This is a genomic window from Nocardia sp. 852002-51101_SCH5132738, assembly GCF_001665695.1.
GTDB lineage: Bacteria > Actinomycetota > Actinomycetes > Mycobacteriales > Mycobacteriaceae > Nocardia > Nocardia nova.
In genome coordinates, this window is the sequence record NZ_LZML01000206.1 from 1 (window position 1) to 20,671 (window position 20,671).

At 68.5% G+C, this 20,671-nt stretch carries 21 protein-coding genes; 12 read left to right on the forward strand and 9 right to left on the reverse strand.

Annotated features, from left to right (window positions below):
• The 5 genes from A5789_RS32590 to A5789_RS32610 form a co-directional block, all read right to left on the reverse strand.
• Positions 1 to 779, reverse strand: a 779-nt coding sequence (locus A5789_RS32590) for a hypothetical protein (protein WP_064927427.1), incomplete at its 3' end; no start/stop codon positions are given.
• A gap of 150 nt (positions 780 to 929) precedes the next feature.
• Positions 930 to 1,442, reverse strand: coding sequence for an ImmA/IrrE family metallo-endopeptidase (locus A5789_RS32595; RefSeq protein ID WP_063010015.1), 513 nt, complete (start codon positions 1,440 to 1,442; stop codon positions 930 to 932).
• A gap of 11 nt (positions 1,443 to 1,453) precedes the next feature.
• Entirely contained in the window at positions 1,454 to 2,764 is a 1,311-nt protein-coding gene (locus A5789_RS32600) for a hypothetical protein (protein ID WP_155525666.1), read from the reverse strand.
• A 327-nt stretch (positions 2,765 to 3,091) separates the two neighbouring features.
• Positions 3,092 to 4,009: an SDR family oxidoreductase gene (locus A5789_RS32605; RefSeq protein WP_064901592.1), complete on the reverse strand. Its 918-nt coding sequence runs from the start codon at positions 4,007 to 4,009 to the stop codon at positions 3,092 to 3,094.
• A 75-nt stretch (positions 4,010 to 4,084) separates the two neighbouring features.
• Entirely contained in the window at positions 4,085 to 4,879 is a 795-nt protein-coding gene (locus A5789_RS32610; RefSeq protein WP_369801631.1) for an SDR family oxidoreductase, read from the reverse strand.
• A 50-nt stretch (positions 4,880 to 4,929) separates the two neighbouring features.
• On the opposite strand from A5789_RS32610, the gene A5789_RS32615 reads away from it, so the two are divergent.
• The 5 genes from A5789_RS32615 (at position 4,930) to A5789_RS32630 (ending at position 8,703) form a co-directional block, all read left to right on the forward strand.
• On the forward strand, positions 4,930 to 5,694 hold the full coding sequence (locus tag A5789_RS32615; protein ID WP_063006811.1) for an enoyl-CoA hydratase family protein: 765 nt from the start codon (positions 4,930 to 4,932) through the stop codon (positions 5,692 to 5,694).
• Positions 5,695 to 5,841: 147 nt separating this feature from the next.
• Positions 5,842 to 6,723 carry a CoA transferase subunit A gene (locus A5789_RS32620; RefSeq protein WP_082941114.1) on the forward strand — a complete coding sequence of 294 codons (882 nt, stop codon included), beginning with the start codon at positions 5,842 to 5,844 and terminating at the stop codon, positions 6,721 to 6,723.
• Positions 6,720 to 6,857 (forward strand): hypothetical protein, encoded by a 138-nt coding sequence (locus A5789_RS37090; protein WP_156511191.1) that lies wholly within the window; start codon positions 6,720 to 6,722, stop codon positions 6,855 to 6,857. The genes A5789_RS32620 and A5789_RS37090 overlap by 4 nt, the downstream gene beginning before the upstream one ends.
• Positions 6,854 to 7,612: a CoA-transferase subunit beta gene (locus tag A5789_RS32625; protein ID WP_064901587.1), complete on the forward strand. Its 759-nt coding sequence runs from the start codon at positions 6,854 to 6,856 to the stop codon at positions 7,610 to 7,612. Before A5789_RS37090 ends, A5789_RS32625 begins: the two co-directional genes overlap by 4 nt.
• Complete coding sequence (locus A5789_RS32630) at positions 7,609 to 8,703, forward strand: nitronate monooxygenase family protein (RefSeq protein WP_030518669.1); 1,095 nt, start codon at positions 7,609 to 7,611, stop codon at positions 8,701 to 8,703. Before A5789_RS32625 ends, A5789_RS32630 begins: the two co-directional genes overlap by 4 nt.
• A gap of 69 nt (positions 8,704 to 8,772) precedes the next feature.
• On the opposite strand, the gene A5789_RS32635 is transcribed toward A5789_RS32630, so the two are convergent.
• Positions 8,773 to 9,411, reverse strand: a complete 639-nt coding sequence (locus tag A5789_RS32635) for a carboxymuconolactone decarboxylase family protein (protein WP_064901585.1) — start codon at positions 9,409 to 9,411, stop codon at positions 8,773 to 8,775.
• Between the two features lie 46 nt (positions 9,412 to 9,457).
• Positions 9,458 to 10,024, reverse strand: a complete 567-nt coding sequence (locus tag A5789_RS32640; RefSeq protein ID WP_063010029.1) for a VOC family protein — start codon at positions 10,022 to 10,024, stop codon at positions 9,458 to 9,460.
• 123 nt (positions 10,025 to 10,147) lie between these two features.
• Between A5789_RS32640 and A5789_RS32645 the strand changes: the two genes are divergently transcribed.
• The 6 genes from A5789_RS32645 to A5789_RS32670 are packed head-to-tail and all read left to right on the forward strand — an operon-like array spanning position 10,148 to position 16,015.
• Positions 10,148 to 10,783, forward strand: a complete 636-nt coding sequence (locus A5789_RS32645; protein ID WP_064901583.1) for a TetR/AcrR family transcriptional regulator — start codon at positions 10,148 to 10,150, stop codon at positions 10,781 to 10,783.
• 47 nt (positions 10,784 to 10,830) lie between these two features.
• Positions 10,831 to 12,126 (forward strand): CaiB/BaiF CoA-transferase family protein, encoded by a 1,296-nt coding sequence (locus A5789_RS32650; RefSeq protein WP_082856656.1) that lies wholly within the window; start codon positions 10,831 to 10,833, stop codon positions 12,124 to 12,126.
• On the forward strand, positions 12,123 to 13,034 hold the full coding sequence (locus tag A5789_RS32655) for a hydroxymethylglutaryl-CoA lyase (protein WP_064901580.1): 912 nt from the start codon (positions 12,123 to 12,125) through the stop codon (positions 13,032 to 13,034). Before A5789_RS32650 ends, A5789_RS32655 begins: the two co-directional genes overlap by 4 nt.
• A 31-nt stretch (positions 13,035 to 13,065) precedes the next feature.
• Positions 13,066 to 13,455: a nuclear transport factor 2 family protein gene (locus A5789_RS32660; RefSeq protein ID WP_030518675.1), complete on the forward strand. Its 390-nt coding sequence runs from the start codon at positions 13,066 to 13,068 to the stop codon at positions 13,453 to 13,455.
• Positions 13,455 to 14,639: an acyl-CoA dehydrogenase family protein gene (locus tag A5789_RS32665; RefSeq protein WP_181068512.1), complete on the forward strand. Its 1,185-nt coding sequence runs from the start codon at positions 13,455 to 13,457 to the stop codon at positions 14,637 to 14,639. Before A5789_RS32660 ends, A5789_RS32665 begins: the two co-directional genes overlap by 1 nt.
• On the forward strand, positions 14,630 to 16,015 hold the full coding sequence (locus A5789_RS32670; protein ID WP_227462831.1) for a phosphotransferase family protein: 1,386 nt from the start codon (positions 14,630 to 14,632) through the stop codon (positions 16,013 to 16,015). Before A5789_RS32665 ends, A5789_RS32670 begins: the two co-directional genes overlap by 10 nt.
• Before the next feature lie 178 nt (positions 16,016 to 16,193).
• Here the strand turns inward: A5789_RS32670 and A5789_RS32675 are convergent, their stop codons facing one another.
• Positions 16,194 to 17,714 carry an AMP-binding protein gene (locus A5789_RS32675; RefSeq protein WP_064901579.1) on the reverse strand — a complete coding sequence of 507 codons (1,521 nt, stop codon included), beginning with the start codon at positions 17,712 to 17,714 and terminating at the stop codon, positions 16,194 to 16,196.
• Between the two features lie 46 nt (positions 17,715 to 17,760).
• The gene (locus tag A5789_RS32680) at positions 17,761 to 18,666 is read right to left on the reverse strand and encodes a cyclase family protein (protein WP_064901577.1); all 906 of its coding nucleotides are present in this window, start codon (positions 18,664 to 18,666) and stop codon (positions 17,761 to 17,763) included.
• 546 nt (positions 18,667 to 19,212) lie between these two features.
• Here A5789_RS32680 and A5789_RS32685 point away from each other — a divergent pair.
• Complete coding sequence (locus A5789_RS32685; RefSeq protein ID WP_063010037.1) at positions 19,213 to 20,529, forward strand: lipase family protein; 1,317 nt, start codon at positions 19,213 to 19,215, stop codon at positions 20,527 to 20,529.
• Positions 20,530 to 20,671 lie beyond the last annotated feature (142 nt).

Sequence of the window (20,671 nt, forward strand, 5' to 3'; positions counted from 1 at the left end):
TCCATGATCTGCGCGACCTGATCGGAAGCCTTGAGCTGAGTGGCCGACACCGTCTGCTCGTGCGCCACCACCTCGGGGAAGCGCTTGATCATGGTGCGATGCAGGGTCCGAATCTGGCGCAGCAGCAGGCGCGCCCGCACCCAGAGCTCGATCACGATCCACACCGCACCGACCGCGATCAGCAGACTCGCGAGCTGCCAGGCCGGCCAGAACCAGCCCGGATCGCCGGGGCGCGCGGGTTGTTCACCGATCGCAAGGCGCCGAATCGACAGCGCGGCAAGGACTCCCGCGACCACCGTGCCGGCGGTGTAGAGCGCGATACCGCGCCCCAGCGCCGTCCAGTCCAGATTGCGCAGGCCGGTCACGGCGACGAAGACGCCGCCGAGCAAGGTCATGACCCAGCCGAACAGAATCGACCACCCGATGGTGGCCGCGATGACGAGCGCGCCGAAACCGTAGACCAGCCAGGCGATCTGACGAAGATTCCGGCGCGAGACCACCGGCCAGGCGGCGGCCGCGACCACCGACGTCGCCACCGCGAACAGCAGCCAGGTCGCCGCCACCAGCCGGTCGGCCAGAGCCTGGCCGTTGATCCCCTGCGGCAGTGCGTGATCCACCGCGACCGCGATCTCCGGGATGCCGAGGGTGGCCGCGGCGGCCACCGCCGCGACCGCGATCACGATCGCCACCCGGGCCGTGGTCGCGGGCTTCACCAGGACACGACCGATGCGGGCGCCGGCCGCCATCCACACCAACAGCGCAGTCAACCAGAACGTCATGTTTCTACCCCGTGCCTGTCGTCGGATGTCCGAGGGGCCCTCCGTGGTTACGCACGCTGCCGCCTCCGGTCCCCTCGGTCATCCGAGTCTTCTGCGGATGTCCGAGGGGCCCTCCGTGGTTACGCACGCTGCCGCCTCCGGTCCCCTCGGTCATCCGAGAGCCTCGTCGAATCGGAGCACCGAGACCCCGGCGCCGCGATTGTTGAAGACGCGCAGGCGGGTCATCAGCATGCCGGCGAAGGTTTCGGCCTCCCACTCGTACTGATCGTCGCGCCCGTCGTCGACGATCCGCTGATGCGCGCGCTGGGACAGCATGTAGGCGATCAGATCGTCGCTGGCCTCGAGCGTCACCTCGGCGGCCGGTTCACCCGGGTGGTCGAAGACCACATGGCCCAGTTCGTGCGCGAGGGTGTGGTCGCGGCTGGGCAGGGCGGCGGCCAGCACGATCACGTCCTTGTCCGGATAGCTGCGGCGCTGACCGCAGACACCCGGTCCGAGCTGGGCGTCGGCGATTTCGATCAGGCGGCCGCGTTCGGCGGAGATCGCGAGGACCACCTCCTCCAACGTGGTGGCGTCGAAATCGGCGGCGACCGCGCACACCGCGTCGACGGCGGCGGCGACGCGGCGGTAGGAGCGGCCCGTCTGAATCCGGCTCTCGGTCATCTCGCGCCCCCTCAGGCCCTCGGTCCGAAGAATTCCGCGCGTGCGGCGTCGACGCGCGCCTGCGCGGCGGAGGCGCTCTGGAAACTCACCGCGCCGGAGCCGGCCGCGGCCAGCGCCATGGCGATCACGCCGCCGAGCACGGCCAGCGTCTTGACCTCGGGCAGGCCGCTACTGGCCGCGGTAGGACGCACGGCTGGATTCGACTGGGCCAGTGCGGGCGCCGGGTCCGCCGGGGCAGGAGCCGGTGGTGCGGGTGGCGCCGCGGGCGGGACCGCGGCGGGCGCCGGGAGTGCGGCGACGAAAGGCGCACCCGGCACCGCGGGGACGGCGGGGACCGGCGGCACCGGCGGGATGGCGAGCGGAGGCGCTGCCGGTACCGGCGGTGGCGGAACCGGCTGCAGCAGAAGCAGAAGCAGCAACGGCGACATCGCGGCGGCCGACCCCACCGCAGCCGATCCCGTGATCGCGGAGCCGGTGCCGAGCAGCGTTGCCAGCGCGGAACCCGTTGCGGCGGAACCTGTCCCGGCGAGGCCCGCGAGCGCGGATCCGGTGGCGGCGGAGCCCGTGCCGAGCAGCCCGGCCAGCAGCGCACCGGTTCCGGCGGCGGCCGATCCGGTGGTCGCGAGCGCGGAACCGGTAGCCGCCGAACCCGTTGCGGCAGCGGCCGATCCGGTACCGGCGGCCGCGGAGCCGGTTCCGGCCAGGGCGGATCCCGTGGCCGCGCCCACCGAACCCGTTGCGGCGGAACCGGTTCCGCCCAACGCCGAACCGGTCAGCGCCGAGCCGGACGCGGCCGAACCCGCGGCCGCCGATCCGACCGCGGCCGAGCCGGTGCCCAGAATGCTCGCCAGGCCCGCAAAGCCTTCACCGGCAACCGGAGTCGGCGTGATGGGCGGCGGCGGTGCGGAAACCTGCGATGGCGCCGGCGTCGACGACGTGGTCGAGCGTCCGGGAATGGTCAGGTGGCCGTCGTATTGGCCGTCGTCGGACGGAGTGGGCCCCGCCGAACCGGACGGCCCCTGCTGTGCCACCACGCCGGGCCCGGCCGCGGGCTGCGACACCGGGGTGACCCCGCCCGCCGGATCATCGGGCGCTGACGCGGTGGCACTCGGCCGAGCTGCGGAATCTCGAACGGGCGTCGCGGCATCGGGCTGCGCGGCGCTCGGATTGCCGGAGGGCGAGCTGTGCGGGGCTGTCGGCGAGGGGTGCGGGGCGGTAGCAGGGGTGGCTGGTTGAGCGTTGGCCACCAGGGGGCCGAGGACCCCGCAACTGCCGATCAATCCGGCTACCGCAACAACGCGCGCGATGCGACCCATGGTCATGCGCTTGCCTTCCCTCAACTTCTCAGCGCAGATTTCTCCCCGGTCGCTACAAACCTCCGGGACCGAACGAATGCGGGCCCATCTTAACTGCCGACAGTTTGCTCGCGCAGCGAGATCATGTGAGGCCGATCACCCGTCGCGTTGCGGAAAGCGGAATCGACTGCCGCGGTGACCCAGCCCACTCACCATCGGCGAACCGAAAAGAGGACGTCATCGGCACGGGCACAAGGCAATTCACAAACCGGCGCCGGCGGATCGCGGCCGCGGGAAGGATGCGGCGGAACGCGATCTCACCGGCGCGGATCGTTGCTGTGAGGATTGCGGTGCTCAGGCTCCGTAGACCGGCTCGGGATCGGTTGCCTTGGCGATCAACTCACGCACCACCGGTCCCAATTCGGACGGCTGCCACCGTGCACCGCGGTCCTCGGCGACACCGTGGCGCCAGCCGTCGGCCAATGCCACCTTGCCGCCCTCGACCTCGAACATGCGCCCGGTGACACCGGCCGAATCCGGGCTGCCCAGCCAGACCACCAGGGGCGAGACGTTTTCCGGCGCCATCGCGTCGAAGCCGTCGTCGGGGCGGGCCATCATATCGGCGAAGACGGTTTCGGTCATGCGGGTGCGCGCGGACGGCGCGATGGCGTTGACGGTGACCCCGTAGCGCCAGAATTCCGCTGCGGCAGTGATGGTCAGCGCCGCGATACCGGCCTTCGCCGCCGCGTAGTTGCCCTGTCCGACGCTGCCCTGCAGACCGGCACCCGAGCTCGTGTTGATGATGCGGGCGTCGCGGGCGCGACCGGCCTTGGATTCCGCGCGCCAGTACTCGATGGCATGACGCATGGTCGCGAAGTGGCCCTTGAGATGGACGCGGATCACGGCATCCCACTCGTCCTCGGCCAGATTGACCAGCATCCGGTCGCGAACGATACCGGCGTTGTTCACCACCACATCGAGGCCGCCGAAGGTCTCCACAGCCTGGCCGATCAGCCGCTTCGCACCGGCCCAGTCCGCCACGTCGTCACCGTTGACGACGGCCCGGCCACCGGCCTGCACGATCTCCTCGACCACCTGCGCGGCGGGCGAATCGGCGCTGGGGGCGCCGTCCAGTTCCGCGCCCAGGTCGTTGACCACCACGTTGGCGCCCGCCGCGGCGAAGGCCAACGCGTGGGCCCGGCCGATTCCGCGGCCGGCGCCGGTGACGATCACGGTGCGTCCTGCACAGATCCGCTCGGAGTTGTCGGTCATATCTGCTGCTCTCATTTCCTCGGTGCGGTAAGGGTTTTCGTCGCGAAGTGGGGCGCGGTCACCAGCTGGCGGCTGTTATCGCGCGGCCGGTTGCGCGTCGTTGACGGTCGCCGCGTCCAGGAAGGCGGGACGTTCCCCACCCCCGTGCACGATGAGCGATCCGCCGTTGACGTAGCCGGCCAGCGGGGAGGACAGGAAGACCGCGACCCGGCCGATGTCCTCGGGTGTCGCCAGCCGCCCCAGCGGCACGGTCGCCTCCACGGCCGCGATCCCGGCATCGTCGCCGTAGTGCAGATGGCTGGATTCGGTGCCGACCATCCCGACGATCACCGAATTGACCCGCACCTTCGGCGCCCACTCGATCGCCAGCGAGGACACCAGACTGTCCAGACCGGCCTTGGCCGCGCCGTAAGCGGCGGTGCCGGGCGAGGGACGATGGCCGCTGACGCTCGAGATCATCACGATCGAGCCGCCCTGGGGCTGCTGCTGCATCACGGCATTGGCCGCCTGCGAAACCAGCAGGGGGGCAAGCAGATTGAGCTCCACGATCTTGGCATGGAAATTGCGGGAGGCGGTGGCGGCGGGGGCGAACGGCGCCCCACCGGCATTGTTCACGACATGGTCGATCCGGCCGTGGCGCTGCACGATCGTCTCGATCAGCCCGGTGACCGCCTCACCGTCGCGCACATCGCACGGCAGGAATTCGGCGGTGCGGCCGGAGCTCTCGATCGCCGCCTCACCGGGGCGGCGGGCGCACACCACGACCGTCGCGCCGGCGTCCAGATATACCCGGCTGATGCCGGCGCCTACGCCCCTGACCCCGCCCGTCACGAGAACTACCGATCCGGACAGGTCCACTTCGATTGCCACCGTGCTAACCTACCAAGCACTTGCTTGTTTTGCCAACGAATGGACATGCGATGGGGATCAACCGTCACACCGAGACCTCGGGTATCGAGGTCGTCACGATCGACTATCCGCCGGTCAACGCACTGCCCACCGCGGGCTGGTTCGGCGTGGCCGATGCGATTCGCGAGGCCGGGCGCGACCCGGAGACCAAGGTCGTCGTGCTCCGCGCCGAGGGCCGCGGCTTCAACGCCGGGGTCGACATCAAGGAGATCCAGCGCAACCCGGGCCATCAGACGCTCATCGACGCCAACCACGGCTGCTACGACGCCTTCGGCGCGGTCTACGACTGCCCGGTGCCGGTGATCGCCGCGGTGAACGGCTTCTGCCTCGGCGGCGGCATCGGCCTGGTGGGCAATGCCGATGTCATCGTCGCCTCCGACGACGCCACCTTCGGGCTGCCCGAGGTCGAGCGCGGCGCACTGGGTGCGGCCACCCACCTGGCCCGGCTGGTCCCCCAGCACATGATGCGCACGCTGTTCTACACCGCCTCCACCGTCACCGCACAGCAGCTGCACCACTTCGGTTCGGTGCACAAGGTGGTGCCGCGGGCCGAACTCGATTCCGCCGCACTGGAAGTCGCGAAGAACATCGCCGCCAAGGACGGCCGGGTCATCCGGGCCGCCAAGCGCGCGCTCAACGGCATCGATCTGCAGGATGTGCACCGCAGCTACCGCTTCGAACAGGGCTTCACCTTCGAGCTGAATCTCGCCGGTGTGGCCGATGAGATCCGGGCGCGGTTCGACGAGGATCTGGCGGCCAAGAAGGAGGCACGATGAGCCACAATGCGCAGCCCGCGCATCGCGCCGACCGGGTGCGGGTGTCCCGCAAGACACAGCAGGAGGCACGATGAGCCACAATGCGCAGCCCGCGCATCGGGCCGACCGGGTGCGGGTGTCCCGCAAGACACAGGAGGTGCGATGAGCATGCGCGACAAGCGGATGTCGTTGGAGGAGGCCGTCTCCCAGCTGCGCAGCGGGATGACCATCGGCCTCGGCGGCTGGGGTTCGCGGCGTAAGCCGATGGCGTTCGTGCGGGCGCTGCTGCGCTCGGACGTCACCGACCTGACCGTGGTGACCTACGGCGGGCCGGATCTCGGTCTGCTGTGTTCGGCGGGCAAGGTGCGCAAGGCCTACTACGGATTCGTATCCCTGGATTCGGCGCCGTTCTACGATCCCTGGTTCGCCAAGGCGCGCACCGGCGGTGAGCTGGTTTCCCGCGAAATGGACGAGGGCATGGTCAAATCGGGCCTGCAGGCGGCCGCGGCCCGGCTGCCGTTCCTGCCCACCCGCGCCGGGCTGGGGTCGGACGTGCTGACATTCTGGGACGGTGAACTGCGGACGGTCCAGTCACCGTATCCGGATGCCGACGGCCGTACCGAAACCCTGGTCGCGATGCCGGCGCTGACCCTGGACGCCGCGTTCGTCCACCTCGACATCGGCGACAAGCACGGCAACGCCGCCTACACCGGCGTCGACCCGTACATGGACGATCTCTACTGCCTGGCCGCGGAGCGGCGGTTCCTGTCGGTGGATCGGCTGGTCGAGACCGAGGAACTGGTGAAAGCCGTTCCGAACCAGGCGATCATCCTCAATCGCATGATGGTCGACGGCGTCGTGGAGGCGCCGGACGGCGCGCACTTCACCTTCTCCGGCAGCTACGGCCGCGACGAGAAGTTCCAGCGCCACTACGTCGAGGCGGCCAAGGATCCCGAGACCTGGGCGGCCTTCAAGGCCCGCTATCTGGACGTGACCGAGGACGAGTATCGTTCCGCGGTCGCAGAATTCGCGGCGGAGCAGGTGAAATGAGCGAGCAGACAACCACTTCCGCACACCGCGACCAGCATTCGATTCGCACCCGGATGCGCGTGGTGTTCACCCGCCCGGGCGTGATGAGTGTGCGTTTCGACCAGGCCCCCGTCCGATCCGAGGAGCGCCGATGAGCGACACCACCACTGTGACCCGCGCCGAGGTGTGCGCGGTCGCCTGCGCCGAGATCTTCCGCGGCGCAGGTGAGATCATGGCCAGCCCGATGTCGCCGACCCCCACCATCGGGGCCCGGCTGGCACGGTTGACCTTCGAACCGGATCTGCTGATCTCCGACGGTGAGTCCCTGCTGCTCGCCGAAACCCCCGCGCTGGGCGCCAAGGCTCCCACCGAGGGCTGGATTCCGTTCGGCAAGGTGTTCGACGTCGTGGCTTCCGGGCGGCGCCATGTCGTCATGGGCGCCAACCAGATCGACCGCTACGGCAACCAGAATCTGTCCGCCTTCGGAGCGCTGCAGCAGCCGAGCCGGCAGATGTTCGGTGTGCGCGGCGCACCGGGTAACACCATCAACCACGCGACCAGCTACTTCGTGCCCAAGCACAGCAAGCGCGTGTTCTGCGAGACCGTCGATATCGTGTGCGGAATCGGTTACGACAAGATCGATCCCGAGAATCCGGCGTACCGGTTCCACCACCTGCATCGGGTGATCAGCAATCTGGGCGTGTTCGACTTCGGCGGTCCCGGCCACACCCTGCGGGCGCTGTCGCTACATCCGGGGGTCACCGCCGACGAGGTCGCCGAGAACACCGCGTTCGAGGTGGCCGGACTGGACAGCGCCGAGGTGACTCGCATGCCCACCGAGGAGGAACTGCGGATCATTCGGACGGTGCTGGATCCCAAGGGAATCCGGGAAAAGGAAGTGGCCTCGTGAGCGGCCGGCTGCGGACTCCGCTGACCGAACTGGTCGGCATCGAGCATCCGATCGTGCAGACCGGGATGGGCTGGGTGGCCGGGCCGGGTCTGGTCGCCGCGACCGCCGACGCCGGCGGCCTGGGCATCCTGGCCTCGGCGACGATGACGCTCGAGGAACTCGAGGTCGCGATCGCCAAGACGAAGGCCAAGACCGACAAGCCCTTCGGTGTGAACATCCGCGCCGACCTGTCCGACGCGCCCGACCGGATCGAGTTGATGATCCGCGAGGGCGTGAAGGTCGCCTCGTTCGCGCTGGCCCCCAAGAAGGAACTGATCGCGCGCCTGAAGGACAACGGTGTCGTGGTCATGCCGTCCATCGGCGCGGCCAAGCATGCGGTCAAGGTCGCCTCATGGGGCGCGGACGCGGTGATCGTGCAGGGCGGTGAGGGCGGCGGGCACACCGGTTCGGTGGCTACCACGCTGCTGTTGCCCTCGGTACTGGACGCGGTCGATATTCCGGTCGTGGCCGGCGGCGGATTCTTCGACGGCCGCGGTCTGGCCGCCGCCCTGGCCTACGGCGCGGCGGGCGTCGCGATGGGTACCCGGTTCCTCCTCACCCAGGACTCGAGTGTGCCGGATTCGGTGAAACAGCAGTACCTTTCGCGCGGTCTGCAGGACACGGTCGTCTCACTGAAGGTCGACGGCATGCCGCACCGCGTGCTCAACACCGAACTGGTCGACAAGCTGGAACATTCGGGCAGCTATCGCGGCCTCGTCGCCGCGGTCTCGAACGCCGTCAAGTTCAAGGGTATGACCGGCATGAAATGGTCGACCATGATCAAGGACGGCCTTGCCATGCGCAAGCAGAAGGACCTCACCTGGTCGCAGGTGATCATGGCCGCCAACACTCCCATGCTGCTGAAAGCCGGTCTGGTGGAAGGCAATACGCATGCGGGTGTGCTGGCGTCGGGCCAGGTCGCCGGCATCATCGACGATCTGCCCACGGTGGCCGAGCTGATCGACCGCATCATCGAGGAAGCAATCGCGCGGATCGACACGATCGCCGCGCTCCGTGACGGCGCCGAGGCGACCCCCGGCCCGTCGGCGTAACCGAAGCCGTTCGGCCGCAAGGAAAGGCCGCCTCGCCGATGCCGGCGGGGCGGCCTTTCCGGTTCGCAGCTACTCCCCCGACAGGTCGGCCGACAGATCGCGCACCTCGGCACCTTCCGGAATCTGCACCTCCGCAACGGGTTCCGGGCGATCGTCGAATTCCAGCCGCAGGGCGCGGCACATCGTGGCGTGCATGTCGTACAGCGCGGTGATGTAGGTCAGTTCCAGAATCTCCGGATCGCTGAGGTTGGCTCGCAGGACCGCGAACACCTCGTCCGGCACCCGTCCGCCATCGTGGACCAGGCAGTCGGTGTAGGCCAGAATCGCGCGCTCGAGTTGGGAGAAACAGTCGCTGATCTGCCAGGACGGGATGGCCGCGATCTTCTCCTCGGGCGCACCCAGCGACCGCATCTGCTTGCAGTGCTGGGAGAACACGAACTGACTGCCGCGCGCGTATCCGGCCCGGCACTGTCCCAGTTCGCGCAGTAACGGATCCAGGCGGGAGTTGCGGTAGACGGCGAATCCCCGGACCGCGTGCCGGAACACCTCCGGTGACTGCGCGAAGACGGTCCACCAGTCGCCGGGGGTGGCGTGGACGGTGCCGTGGTCGACGGCCGGATCGCGGTCGGGTCCGAACAGCCGGTCGTAATAGAACAGGATCCGCTCGTCGGTAACTTCGGCGCGCGGGACTTCACGCAGGCGGGGCATGTTTCGAACCTCTCGGTAGTGCGGTTTCGCGGAGGGTGGATCGGGGTCAGAGTTCGGCGGCGGCGCGGCGATCGGCGGCGGTCTTCGGCTCATGTGAGACATCGGCCTCGGTGAAAGTTCTGGTCCAGCAGGCGAATTCGAGCAGTACGCCGTCCGGGTCCTGGAAATAGAACGACCGCACGAAGGTTCCGGGGTGCACATCGCGGGAGACTCCCGCGGGGCTGTCGTCGTGATTGAGGACCCGGCTGACCTTGATGCCCTCGGCCTGCACCCGCTGGTAATAGTCGTCGAACAGTTCCGGCGGCACGGCGAACGCCACATGGTTCATCGAGCCCACTCCGCTCACCAACTCCCCCTCGTCCGGAAGTCCTTTGGGCGCGGCCAGTCCGGGGGTGGCATCGGGCGCGTCGGCGAGCCAGAAGAAGGCGATGGTGTTGCCGCCGCCGCAGTCGAAGAAGAAGTGCTGACCGAGGTTGTGCGGCAGCTCGATGGTTTTGATCAACGGCATGCCCAGGGTGCCGGAGTAGAACTCGATCGTCCGGCGCATATCGGAACACACCAGGGCGAGATGGTTGATTCCGCGTAGTTCGTATTTCGGGTTGGCGGCGCTCATTGCAGTCCTTCCGCTGTGGTGCCGATTCGACCTCCGTGACGGGTCCGCACCTCTACTGTGAGCTGGGATTCTCCCGGCTGAACTGACTTGACAGTCATGTCATGTTCGTGGATAGTGTGATCCGTGCCGAAGTCATCTGTCAATAGCGCGCCCACCCCCGTCGACAACCTGACGCCCCGGGGCCGCAAGACACGCGACGCATTGCTGGACGCGGCGCGCAAGGTGTTCGAGACCGTCGGATTCCTCGATACCCGAGTGGAACAGATCAGCGAGGAGGCGGGCGTCTCCTACGGCACCTTCTACCGCTATTTCGAGTCCAAGGAACATGTGTTCGGCGAGTTGAGCACGCGGCTGTTCGACGATATGCACCGTCGCGAACCCACGCCCGCGGGACTCTCGCCGGCCGCCCGGCTCATCGCCGCCAATCGGTCCTATTACGCGGCCTACCGGCGCAATGCCCGGATGATGGCGATCGTCGAACAGGTCGCGACCTTCAACGAGGAGTTCCGGCGGCTGCGCCACGAACATCGGCGCCAACTCATCGAGCGCACCGCGCAGTCGATCGCCCGCTGGCAGCGCGAGGGCTTGGTTCGCGTGTCGCTGAATCCGGAACTGGCCGCGCGGGCCATGTCCGCGATGGTCGACCACACCCTCTACCTGTGGCTGATCCAGGGCGAGGACGCCGACGAGGACGCGCTGCTGAACACCCTCGACCAGATGTCGGTCAGCGCGCTGGGTCTCGATCCGGACGACAGATAACGGCATTTTCGCGGGGTGCGGGTGTCCCGCACACGACAGGAGGCAGTATGAGAACGGACCCACCGGTCACCGCACATCCCGACGCGGGCGACGGCGAGGCCGATACCGCGCACCCGGCGGCCGGACCGCTCGACGGCTTCCGCGTGCTCGAGCTGGGGACACTGATCGCGGGGCCGTACTGCGGGCGCCTGCTCGGCGATATGGGGGCCGACGTCATCAAGATCGAAGCGCCGGATCGTCCCGACCCCCTTCGCGATTGGGGTCAGGCGGCCGGTGGCGGCCACCAGTACTTCTGGACCGTGCACGCCCGCAACAAGCGGTGCGTGAGCCTCGATCTGCGTGTCCCGGCGGGGCGCGACATCTTCCTGGAATTGGCGCGCACGGCCGATGTCGTGGTCGAGAGTTTCCGGCCCGGCACGCTGGAGCGCTGGGGTCTCGGCTACGACGTGCTCGGGGAACTGAATCCGGGGCTGGTGCTGGCAAGGGTCTCCGGTTACGGGCAGACCGGGCCGTACGCGTCCCGGGCGGGGTACGCCTCGGTGGCCGAAGGCATCAGCGGGCTGCGCCACCTCAACGGATTCCCGGGGCAGGCGCCGCCGCGGATGGCGTTGTCGCTGGGGGACAGTCTGGCCGGACTGTTCGCCTTCCAGGGCGTCCTCGCCGCACTGCTGGTGCGGGAGCGGACCGGGCGCGGGCAGGTGGTGGACGCGGCGCTGACCGAGGCGTCGCTGGCGATCCAGGAGTCCACGGTGCCGGATTTCCACAAGACCGGACATGTGCGCCAGCCGTCGGGCACCCGGCTGGACCGGGTGGCGCCGTCGAATCTCTACAAGGCCAAGGACGGGCTGTGGGTGATCATCGCGGCCAATCAGGACACCGTCTTCGGGCGGCTGGTCACCGCGATGGGCCGGCCCGAACTCGCCTCCGACCCACGGTATTCCACCCATTCGGCGCGCGGTGAGCGGCAGGACGAGCTCGACGAGATGATCGCGGCCTGGGCCGGAGATTTCACCGCCGCCGATCTGATCGATCTGCTGAACCGCCACGGCGTGGTCGCCGGCCCGGTGAACACCGTCGCCGAGGTGATGGCGGATCCACAGTTCACCGCGCGCGGCATCTTCGTCGACCACGTCGATCCGTCCGTCGGCAGCGACGACGCCGGATACGATCCCGTCCCGGTCAAGGGCGTCGGTGTGGTGCCGCGACTCAGCGCCACCGCCGGTGGCGTGCGCTGGGGTGGCCCGAGCCGGCCGGGCACACATACCGACGAAGTACTGGGTGAGCTGCTCGGATACGACGCCGACCGGCTGGCGAATCTGCGCGGCGAAGGCACGATCGGATGAACGCTGTCGACATTCGCGAGGTCGGGCCGCGCGACGGTCTGCAGATCGAGGAACCGATTCCCATCGAGGCCAAACTCGCCTTCATCGACGCCCTCGTCGCCACCGGGGTGCGCCGGATCGAGGCCACCTCGTTCGTCTCGCCGCGCGCGATACCGGCCCTGGCCGACGCCGAAGCCGTTGCCGCACAACTGGACCGGTGGCCGGGCGTGGAATTCTCCGCCCTGGTCGCGGGGCTCGGCGGGGTGCGGCGCGCACTCACCGCCGGTGTGCATCGGCTGGAGTACGTCGTGTCGGCGTCCGACGGGCACAGCCGGGCGAACGTGGGACGCGACAGTGCCGAATCGATCGCTCTCATCGACCCCATCGCCGAACAGGTTCATGCGGTCGGCGGACAACTCGAGGTGATCATCGCGATCGCCTTCGACTGCCCGTTCGACGGCCGCACGCCGCCGGAGCGGGTGGCCGCGATCGCCGCGCGGGCAGTGGCTTCCGGCGCCGATTCGCTCGCCGTCGCCGATACCGTCGGCACCGCCTCGCCGGTCCGCACCGCGGAGGTGATCGACCGAGTACGTGCGGCGGCGCCCGATACCGAACTCGGCATACATCTACACAACACGCGCGGGCAGGGACTCGCCAATGCCTGGGCCGCCTACGAACACGGCGTCCGCCGATTCGATTCCGCCGCAGGCGGTCTCGGCGGATGCCCGTTCGCCCCCGGAGCGAGCGGCAATATCGCGACCGAGGAATTGGCCTATTCGTTCGACGACGGCGGCATCGAGACCGGCATCGACATCGACCGGGCGCTCGACGCCGCCCGGCTGATCTCGCGCCTGCTCGGCAAACCCGTCGACAGCAATCTGCTCACCGCGGGCGGCCGCCTGCGGCCCAGCAATGCGGCATCACAGTGAGCCGCACGAGAACGACCCGGAGGTCCTTCGCATGGATGAACTGGCCGACCGCTTCTTCGCCGCGGTCAGCGCGGGCGATACCGCGGCCCTGACCGCGCTGTACGCGCCCGACGCCCGGATCTGGCACAACGACAAGAACGCCGAGGAGACCGTCACCGAGAATCTGCGGGTGCTGCGCTGGCTCTCGCGCACGGTGGAAAACCTACGGTACGAGGATATTCGGCGCCATGTGCTGACCGACGGCTTCGCGCAGCAGCACGTCGTGCGTGGCCATCTACCCGGCCACGGCGATCTGGAGGTACCCGCGAGCCTGTTCGTCCGCGTCGAAGACGGGCGCATCACCAGGATCGACGAATATGTCGACTCGGCGGCGACGCAGCCGCTGCGCGAGGTCTCGGCGACGAACGGAGGTTACCGGTGATGTCGGTCAACCGCCCCGACGGCGAGATCGCCGAATTATCCGCGCGGATGCGCACATTCATCGATACCGAGGTCGTGCCCGCGGAGCCGGTGCTGGCCCGCGAGGACGACACCGCACACGCCACCCTCGCCCGCCTGAAGGAGCGGGCGAAGGAACTCGGGTTGTGGGCGCTGGGCCATCCGGCCGAACTCGGTGGCGGCGGGGTGCCGTTCCTCGACTTCGTCTATTTGAACGAGATCATCGGCCGGTCCGAATTCGGCATGCTGGCCGTCGGTTCGGTATCCATGCAGGACACGCTCATGCTGTACCGGCACGGCACCGAGGAACAGCGCGCCCGCTGGATTCCGCCCATGGTCGCCGGCGACATCCTGCCGTCGGTGGGCCTCACCGAACCCGAGGTCGCGGGATCCGATCCCACCCTGATCGCCACCGAGGCCGAACTCGACGGCGACACCTGGATCATCAACGGGCACAAGTGGTTCACCACCGGCGCTGCCCAGGCGGCCTACTGCACGGTCTTCGCCCGCACCGAACCCGAATCGGTTCCCCGGCACTCGCGGATCAGCGCGATCATCGTGCCGACCGACACCCCCGGCTTCGAGATCGTCCGCTCCATCCCGACCATGGGCCACGATCCGAGCGATCACTACGAGGTCCGGCTCACCGATGTGCGGGTCCCGGCGGCCAATCTGCTCGGCGAGCGAGGTAAGGGTTTCATCGTCGCGCAGGACCGGCTCGGACCGGGGCGGATCTTCCACTGCATGCGCTGGCTCGGGCAGGCGCAACGCGCCTACGAATTGATGTGCGAGCGGGCGAACACCCGATACGTACACGGATCGTTGCTCGCCGAGAAGGGCGAAATCCACCGGTACATCGCCGAATCGGCCGCCGAGATCCACGCGGCCCGGCTGATGACGCTCGACGCCGCCCGCGCCATGGATGCAGGTGAGGACTATCGGGTGCGGGTCGGCTTGATCAAGTTCTGGGGTGCGCGGATGCTGCACAACGTGATCGATCGCGCCATCCAGGTACACGGGGCCCTCGGGCTGACCGCCGACACCCCGTTGGAACGGATGTACCGGCAGGCCCGCTACGCCCGCGTCTACGACGGCCCCGACGAGGTGCATCGCATGTCGACCGCGCGCCGGTTGCTGCGCTCCCCCGAGGCGGCGCCGTGGCTGTGAGCGCGGAATCGGCTGCTGCCGAGTCGATTACGCTCGCCGACGGCGTTCGCTCGGTACTGGCCGCCACTCTCGAAACCGAACTCACCGATGTCGTGTTGCGGCAGTTCACCGGTGGCGCGAGCCGGCAGGTATATGCGATCGAGGCCCGCGACGGGACCGGCACCGCGGTGCGGGCCGTGCTGCGGCGGGACCCACCCGGCCACGGCGATCCCGCGCGCATGCACGCGGAGGCGGTCTGTCTGCGAGCAGCCGGTGCGGCCGGGGTGCCCGTGCCCGCCGTCCTCGCGGACGGTGCTACCGCGCCCGGCATCGACGCCCCCTATCTGCTGATGGAGCGGGTCGCCGGGGAGTCGATTCCCCGCAAATTGCAACGGGATCCGGCCTTCGCCGCGGTGCGGGAGCGCCTCGCCGGCGATCTCGGCCACGTCCTCGGGCTGATTCACCGGACCCCACTGGACACCCTGGACATCCTCGACGATCACGATCCGCTCGCCGGCATCGAACAGATCTATCGCGACCTGGACGATCCGCGGCCGGCGGTCGAGGCCGGACTGTGCTGGCTGCGTGAGCACCGGCCCGCGGATCGCCCGAAGGCACTGGTGCACGGCGACTTCCGGCTGGGCAACTTCCTGATCGAGCCGGACGGCGTGCGCGCGGTACTGGACTGGGAGCTGGCCCATCTCGGCAATCCGATCGAGGATCTGGGCTGGTTGTGTGTGCGGGCCTGGCGCTTCGGCGCCGCGGCTCCGGTGGGTGGACTGGGGAGCCGAGAGCAACTTCTGGACGGTTACGAACGGTCCGCGGGCTACCGGCCCACCGCGGCGGAGCTGCACTGGTGGGAAGTCTTCGGCACTCTGAAGTGGCTGGTACTCAGCCGCTTTCAGGCGCAGCGGCATCTCGGCGGAGACGAACGCTCGCTCGAGCTCGCCGCGATCGGGCGCCGGGTCTGCGAATCGGAATACGATCTGCTCGCCGTCCTGGGCCTGCTCGACGAGAGCGTTTCGGTTCCCTCGCCCTCGGACATGCCTGCTACCGTGCACGATCGGCCGCATCCGACCGAAATACTCGAGCTGGTCGCCGACACGCTGTCCGCAGAGGTCGGGCCCGCGCTCCCGCCCGAGCAGTCGCGCTCGCGCTATCTGCTGCGGGTGTGTGCCAACCTGCTCGGTATCGCCGCACGCGAGCTGGCCGCAGGCCCCGCCGCCACCGCCGAAGTGCACAGCCGGCTGGCGGGGCTGGGCTGCGAGTCCGAAGCGGAGCTGGCCGCGCGGCTGCGCTCCGGCGCGGTGTCGTACACCGACGATGCCGTGCGCGCGGCGATCTCGGCCGCGGTTCTCGCGCGATTGCAGGTCGCGAATCCACGCCACCTCGGGTAATCGCACAACGGCGGCATCGGCGAGCGCCGACCGCTCGGCTTGACGGCGGGCCGGCGGTTCGGCACTGTAGGCGGTCCACGCTCGTTCATCGCGATCGGCCAGGGGCATCGGCGAAACGAAACGGCGGTCCGGTGGCGACTGGCATCGTCACCACCGGACCGCCGGGTCGCGGAGTGGTTCAGGAGAACTGGTCGCGCAGATCGCGTTTGAGGATCTTGCCGGTGACGTTCTTCGGAAGTGCGTCCAGGAACTCCACCCGCCGCGGAACCTGGAATCCGCCCAGGTGTTCACGGCAGCCGGCGATGATGTCGGCGGCCGTGGCGGTCGCGTTGTCGCGCAGCACGACCACCGCGCACACCACCTCGCCCCAGGTGTCGTCGCGGACGCCGATGGCGGCGGCCTCGGCGACCTGCGGATTCCGGTACAGCGCCTGTTCGACCGTCAGCGAGGCGACGTTCTCACCGCCGCTGATGATCAGATCCTTCTTCTGGTCGACGATGTAGACGAAGCCCTCCTCGTCCTGGCGGACCATATCGCCGGTGCGGAACCAGCCGTCGGTGAACGACTCCGCGGTCGCGCGCGGATCGTTCCAGTAGCCGATGGTCACCTGGTCCGCGCGCACCACCATCTCGCCGATCTCGCCCCGCGCGACATCGGCGAAATCCTCGTCGACGATGCGAATATCCGCCAACCGCATGGGTTTACCCGCCGAGGCGAGCAGATGGGTTTCCCCGCGCGCCGCCCGCCGGTGCGCCTCCTCGTCCAGATGCAAGACGTTCCCGGCGAGTTCGGTCATCCCCATGCCCTGATAGAAATCGCATCCGAACCGCTCCAGTCCCGCGCGCAGCACCGCGGACGGGATGGCGGAGGACCCGTATCCGATCGCCTGCAGCGTCTTCGGCGAATGCCGCTCCAACGCCGGATCCTGCAGCAGGAAATTGATCATCGTCGGCGCCAGCCCGGTCTGGGTCACCTGCCATTCGTCGACCACCCGCAGGAAGGTCGCGTTGTCGTAGGCGCGCAGGATGCCCACAGTGGCGCCGATCAGATGGTTGACCAGCACCACATAGCCGCCGACATGGCACAGCGGGAAGCAGAACAGGAAAACCGTCTCCTCCGCGACGGTCCAGTGCAGCGCCGAAGAGGTCACGCCCGCAAGGAGATTGCGATGCGAGACCATGACGCCCTTCGGCGCCCCGGTCGTCCCGCTGGTGTAGACCAGCCACGCCACATCGTCGGGATCGGGACGGTAGGCGGGCGCGGCGGCCGAGGCCGTACCGGCGAACTCGTCCCATCCGATGGTGCCCGGTGCGGCGCCGATCGACACCACAGTGGTGACCGACGGGATCCGGTCGCGGATGCGGTCCACGAGATCGGCGAACTCCTCCGCGACGATCAGCACCCGGGCGCCGGAATGCTCGATCAGGCCGGCGATCTGGTCCTCGTGCAACCGGAAGTTGAGGATCGTCAACGCCATTCCCGCCATCGGAACGCCGTAGTAGCACTCCAGATACTGCGGGCAGTTCGCCGACAGAATCGCCACCCGGTCACCCGGCTCCGCCACGCCGAGCAGCGCGTTCGCGAGGCGGCGGCAACCGTCACGCAACCGCCGGTAATCGATCGCCTCCTGCTCGAAGCGCACCGCGATCCGGTCGGGGTGTTTACGCGCCCCGTATTCGACGATGTCACCGATCAGCATCTGTCCGAACTCCTCGCCGATTCGACATGCATGGCAGGCACCCTTCTCACCGGATCGCGAGCGGGTTGATCGGCGAGCCGACCCCGCGAGTGAATTGCAGGGGTGGGCCGGCGTAGAAGAAGTCCCAGCGTCCGTCGCCCGCGCACGCCCGCGCCAGATCCTCGAAGTCGAGCATTTCCGCGAGGGTCAGGCCCATATCGCGGATGAGCACCATATGCAGTTCGAACGCGGTTCCCGGATGTTCGCCGGGCATCACCTCGACCGCCCAGTTGTCGGAGCCGACGACGGCCACGTCCTTGTCGCGCAGCCAGGTCGCACACGCCAGGCTCAGGCCCGGCTCACCGGCCATGAAGCCCTGCGGATCACCGTCGGTGAGGAATTTCCTGCGCCAGCCCGTGCGGATCAACAGGATGTCGCCGGCGCCCACATCCACGCCCTGGGCGGCCGCGACGGCGTCGAGTTCGTCGGGACCGATCGCGGTTCCGGCTTCGAGCCAGTCCACGCCGCGATGGCGAGCCACGTCCAGCAGCACGCCGCGCCCGGCGATGCCACCGGACTGGGTGTGGATACCGCATTTGTCGGCGCCCTTGACCGTCACTCCGGAGCCGGGGTGTCCGTTGTACAGCTCGTCGTCGTAGTGCACATGCGCCAGCGAGTCGTATTGGGAACCGGCCTGCAACGGCATGAAGACGAAGTCGTCGGCCCATTTGAAACCGCCGGGAAGCACCTGTTCCTGGCCGTTTTCCGACATCAATCGGATCGGATTGATGCGCGCGCCGCCGGGCTGTGGGCCGTCACCGTCGAGCGGAATGCCGAGTTTGAAGGTCTCACCGGTGCGAATCAGCGCCGCCGCGGCCACCACCCGCTCCGGCGTGATCAGATTCGTGGTTCCGCGCTCGTCGTCGGTCCCCCACCGACCCCAATTGCTGACCTTCCGGCCCAGAGCGCGCATATCGGGAACTTCGGGCACCGTTGCCTCCTGAACAGTTTATGACGTGACAGTCATGTCAACTTCGTGCCGCAAGTGTGTCCGACGGCACTTTCGGTGTCAATAGCCGGATGTCAGGTTCGCCCCGCTCGAGGCCGGGAGGCAGGTTCCGGACCAGGCGAGATGGAACGGCCTGGACGAAGCGGGTCGGACGAACTCGGCTGAGATGCGATAGCGCAAGGCTATTCACGCACTTCTTCCGCTCACCTGACGACGACTATCCGATACTGTACGGTTTCACTTCATAGCGTTCGCGGGACAGCCTCGCAGCGGCGCGGAAGAATCGGCCATGTCGAACATAATTTGTTGCTGCGCAGCGCTTTTCGTCCAGAAAGCCGCTCATCTACAGCTGAGCCGTAGATGCAGCGGCACGCGCAGACCCATCGAAAGCAGCCGATTTCCGAAACCGAGCAGTTGATTTCCGCCATATTGACGTGCGAGGGTGATTGGGTTCACACTACCAACGAGTAACCGGACGAAGGTGTCCGGTTCGGGTAGAAGGGGACTCTGGTGAAACGAGGACGCGCAGTCCTTCAGCTCGCGACCGCCGTCGCGGCCATGTCATTGCTCGTCGGCTCAGCGACCGGTCTCGCACCGAATGCGCACGCGGCATCCGATTCGTTCTACGAGTACACGGGCGCGGCGCCGCTGTCCTCGATCGCACCGGGAACCGTGTTGCAGACGCGGACGATGCCGTACCACTTCGCGGGCATCCCGACGCCCGTCACGGCGGTGCAGCTGCAGTACCGCACGACCGATGCCCGGCAGCGCCCGGCCGTGAACGTCACCTCCGTACTCCTGCCGCCGACCGGCGTCGATCCTGCGAAAGCCGTTGCCTACCAGTCCTTCTACGACTCGCTCAATCCCGAGGACGGGCCGTCGCGATCGGTCGCGGGCAATGTGTCCTTCGGCGGCGCGGTGAACAACGTGGAGGGTGAGCTGATCGCGCCGCTGCTGGCGCAGGGCTACACGATCATCGTCGCCGACACCGAGGGCCAGGCGGCCGATTTCGCCGCGGGCCCCGAGTACGGAATGAACACCCTGGACTCGATCCGGGCGGCGACCCACTCGGCGCAGGTCGGCCTGAACGAGCAGACCCGCGTCGCGCTGTTCGGATATTCGGGCGGCGCGATCGCCACCAACTGGGCCGCGGCCCTGGCGCCGGTCTACGCCCCGGATGTCGACCGGCAGCTGGTCGGGGCGGCCGAAGGTGGCGTCCTGGTCAATCCGGCACGCAACCTGCGCTATATCGACGGCAGTTTCGGCTGGGCCGGGGTGGCGGCCATGGCGGTGATCGGCATCGGCCGCTCCTACGACATCGACTTCTCGCCTTATATGAGTGCGTACGGCGCCGAGATCCTGAACAAGATGCAGTACGCGTCCATCGCCAACGTGCTGTTCCAATACCCGGGCCTGACCTGGGCCCAGATGGTGAAGCCGGAGTACGCCGATCCCAACAGCGTGGCGCCGTTCGTCGCGGCGGTGCGCAAGGTCGACCTCGGTCTGGCGCCGACGCCGACGATTCCGATGCTCATCGGGCAGGGCGCCAACGGCGTGCTGGAAGGGACCGACAACGGTAAGCCGGTGTCCGGCCCCGGTGACGGCGTGATGGTCGCAGGCGACGTGCGCAGCCTGGCCCGGCAGTACTGCGACACCGGGAACTCCGCGATCCTGTATCGGCAGTACGACCTGCTCAGCCACACTCCGTCGACCATCGCGTGGCTGCCGGAGGCCCTGCTCTGGCTCGACGACCGGTTCGCGGGCCGGCCGGCGCCGGCGAACTGCGGCGCCATCGCGCCGGGCAATTCGCTGGACCCGGTGATCTGAGCCCACCGGACTATATGAGAAGAGGCCCCCCCGCGGGGGGGGGCGCGTGCGGGGTGCCCCGCGCCGCTTAGCCGGCCGCAAGGCGCAGCCGCGCACGCGAGTGGGGCGCGGGTGGGGGGGGGGGCCGGGCGCCGCCCGCGCT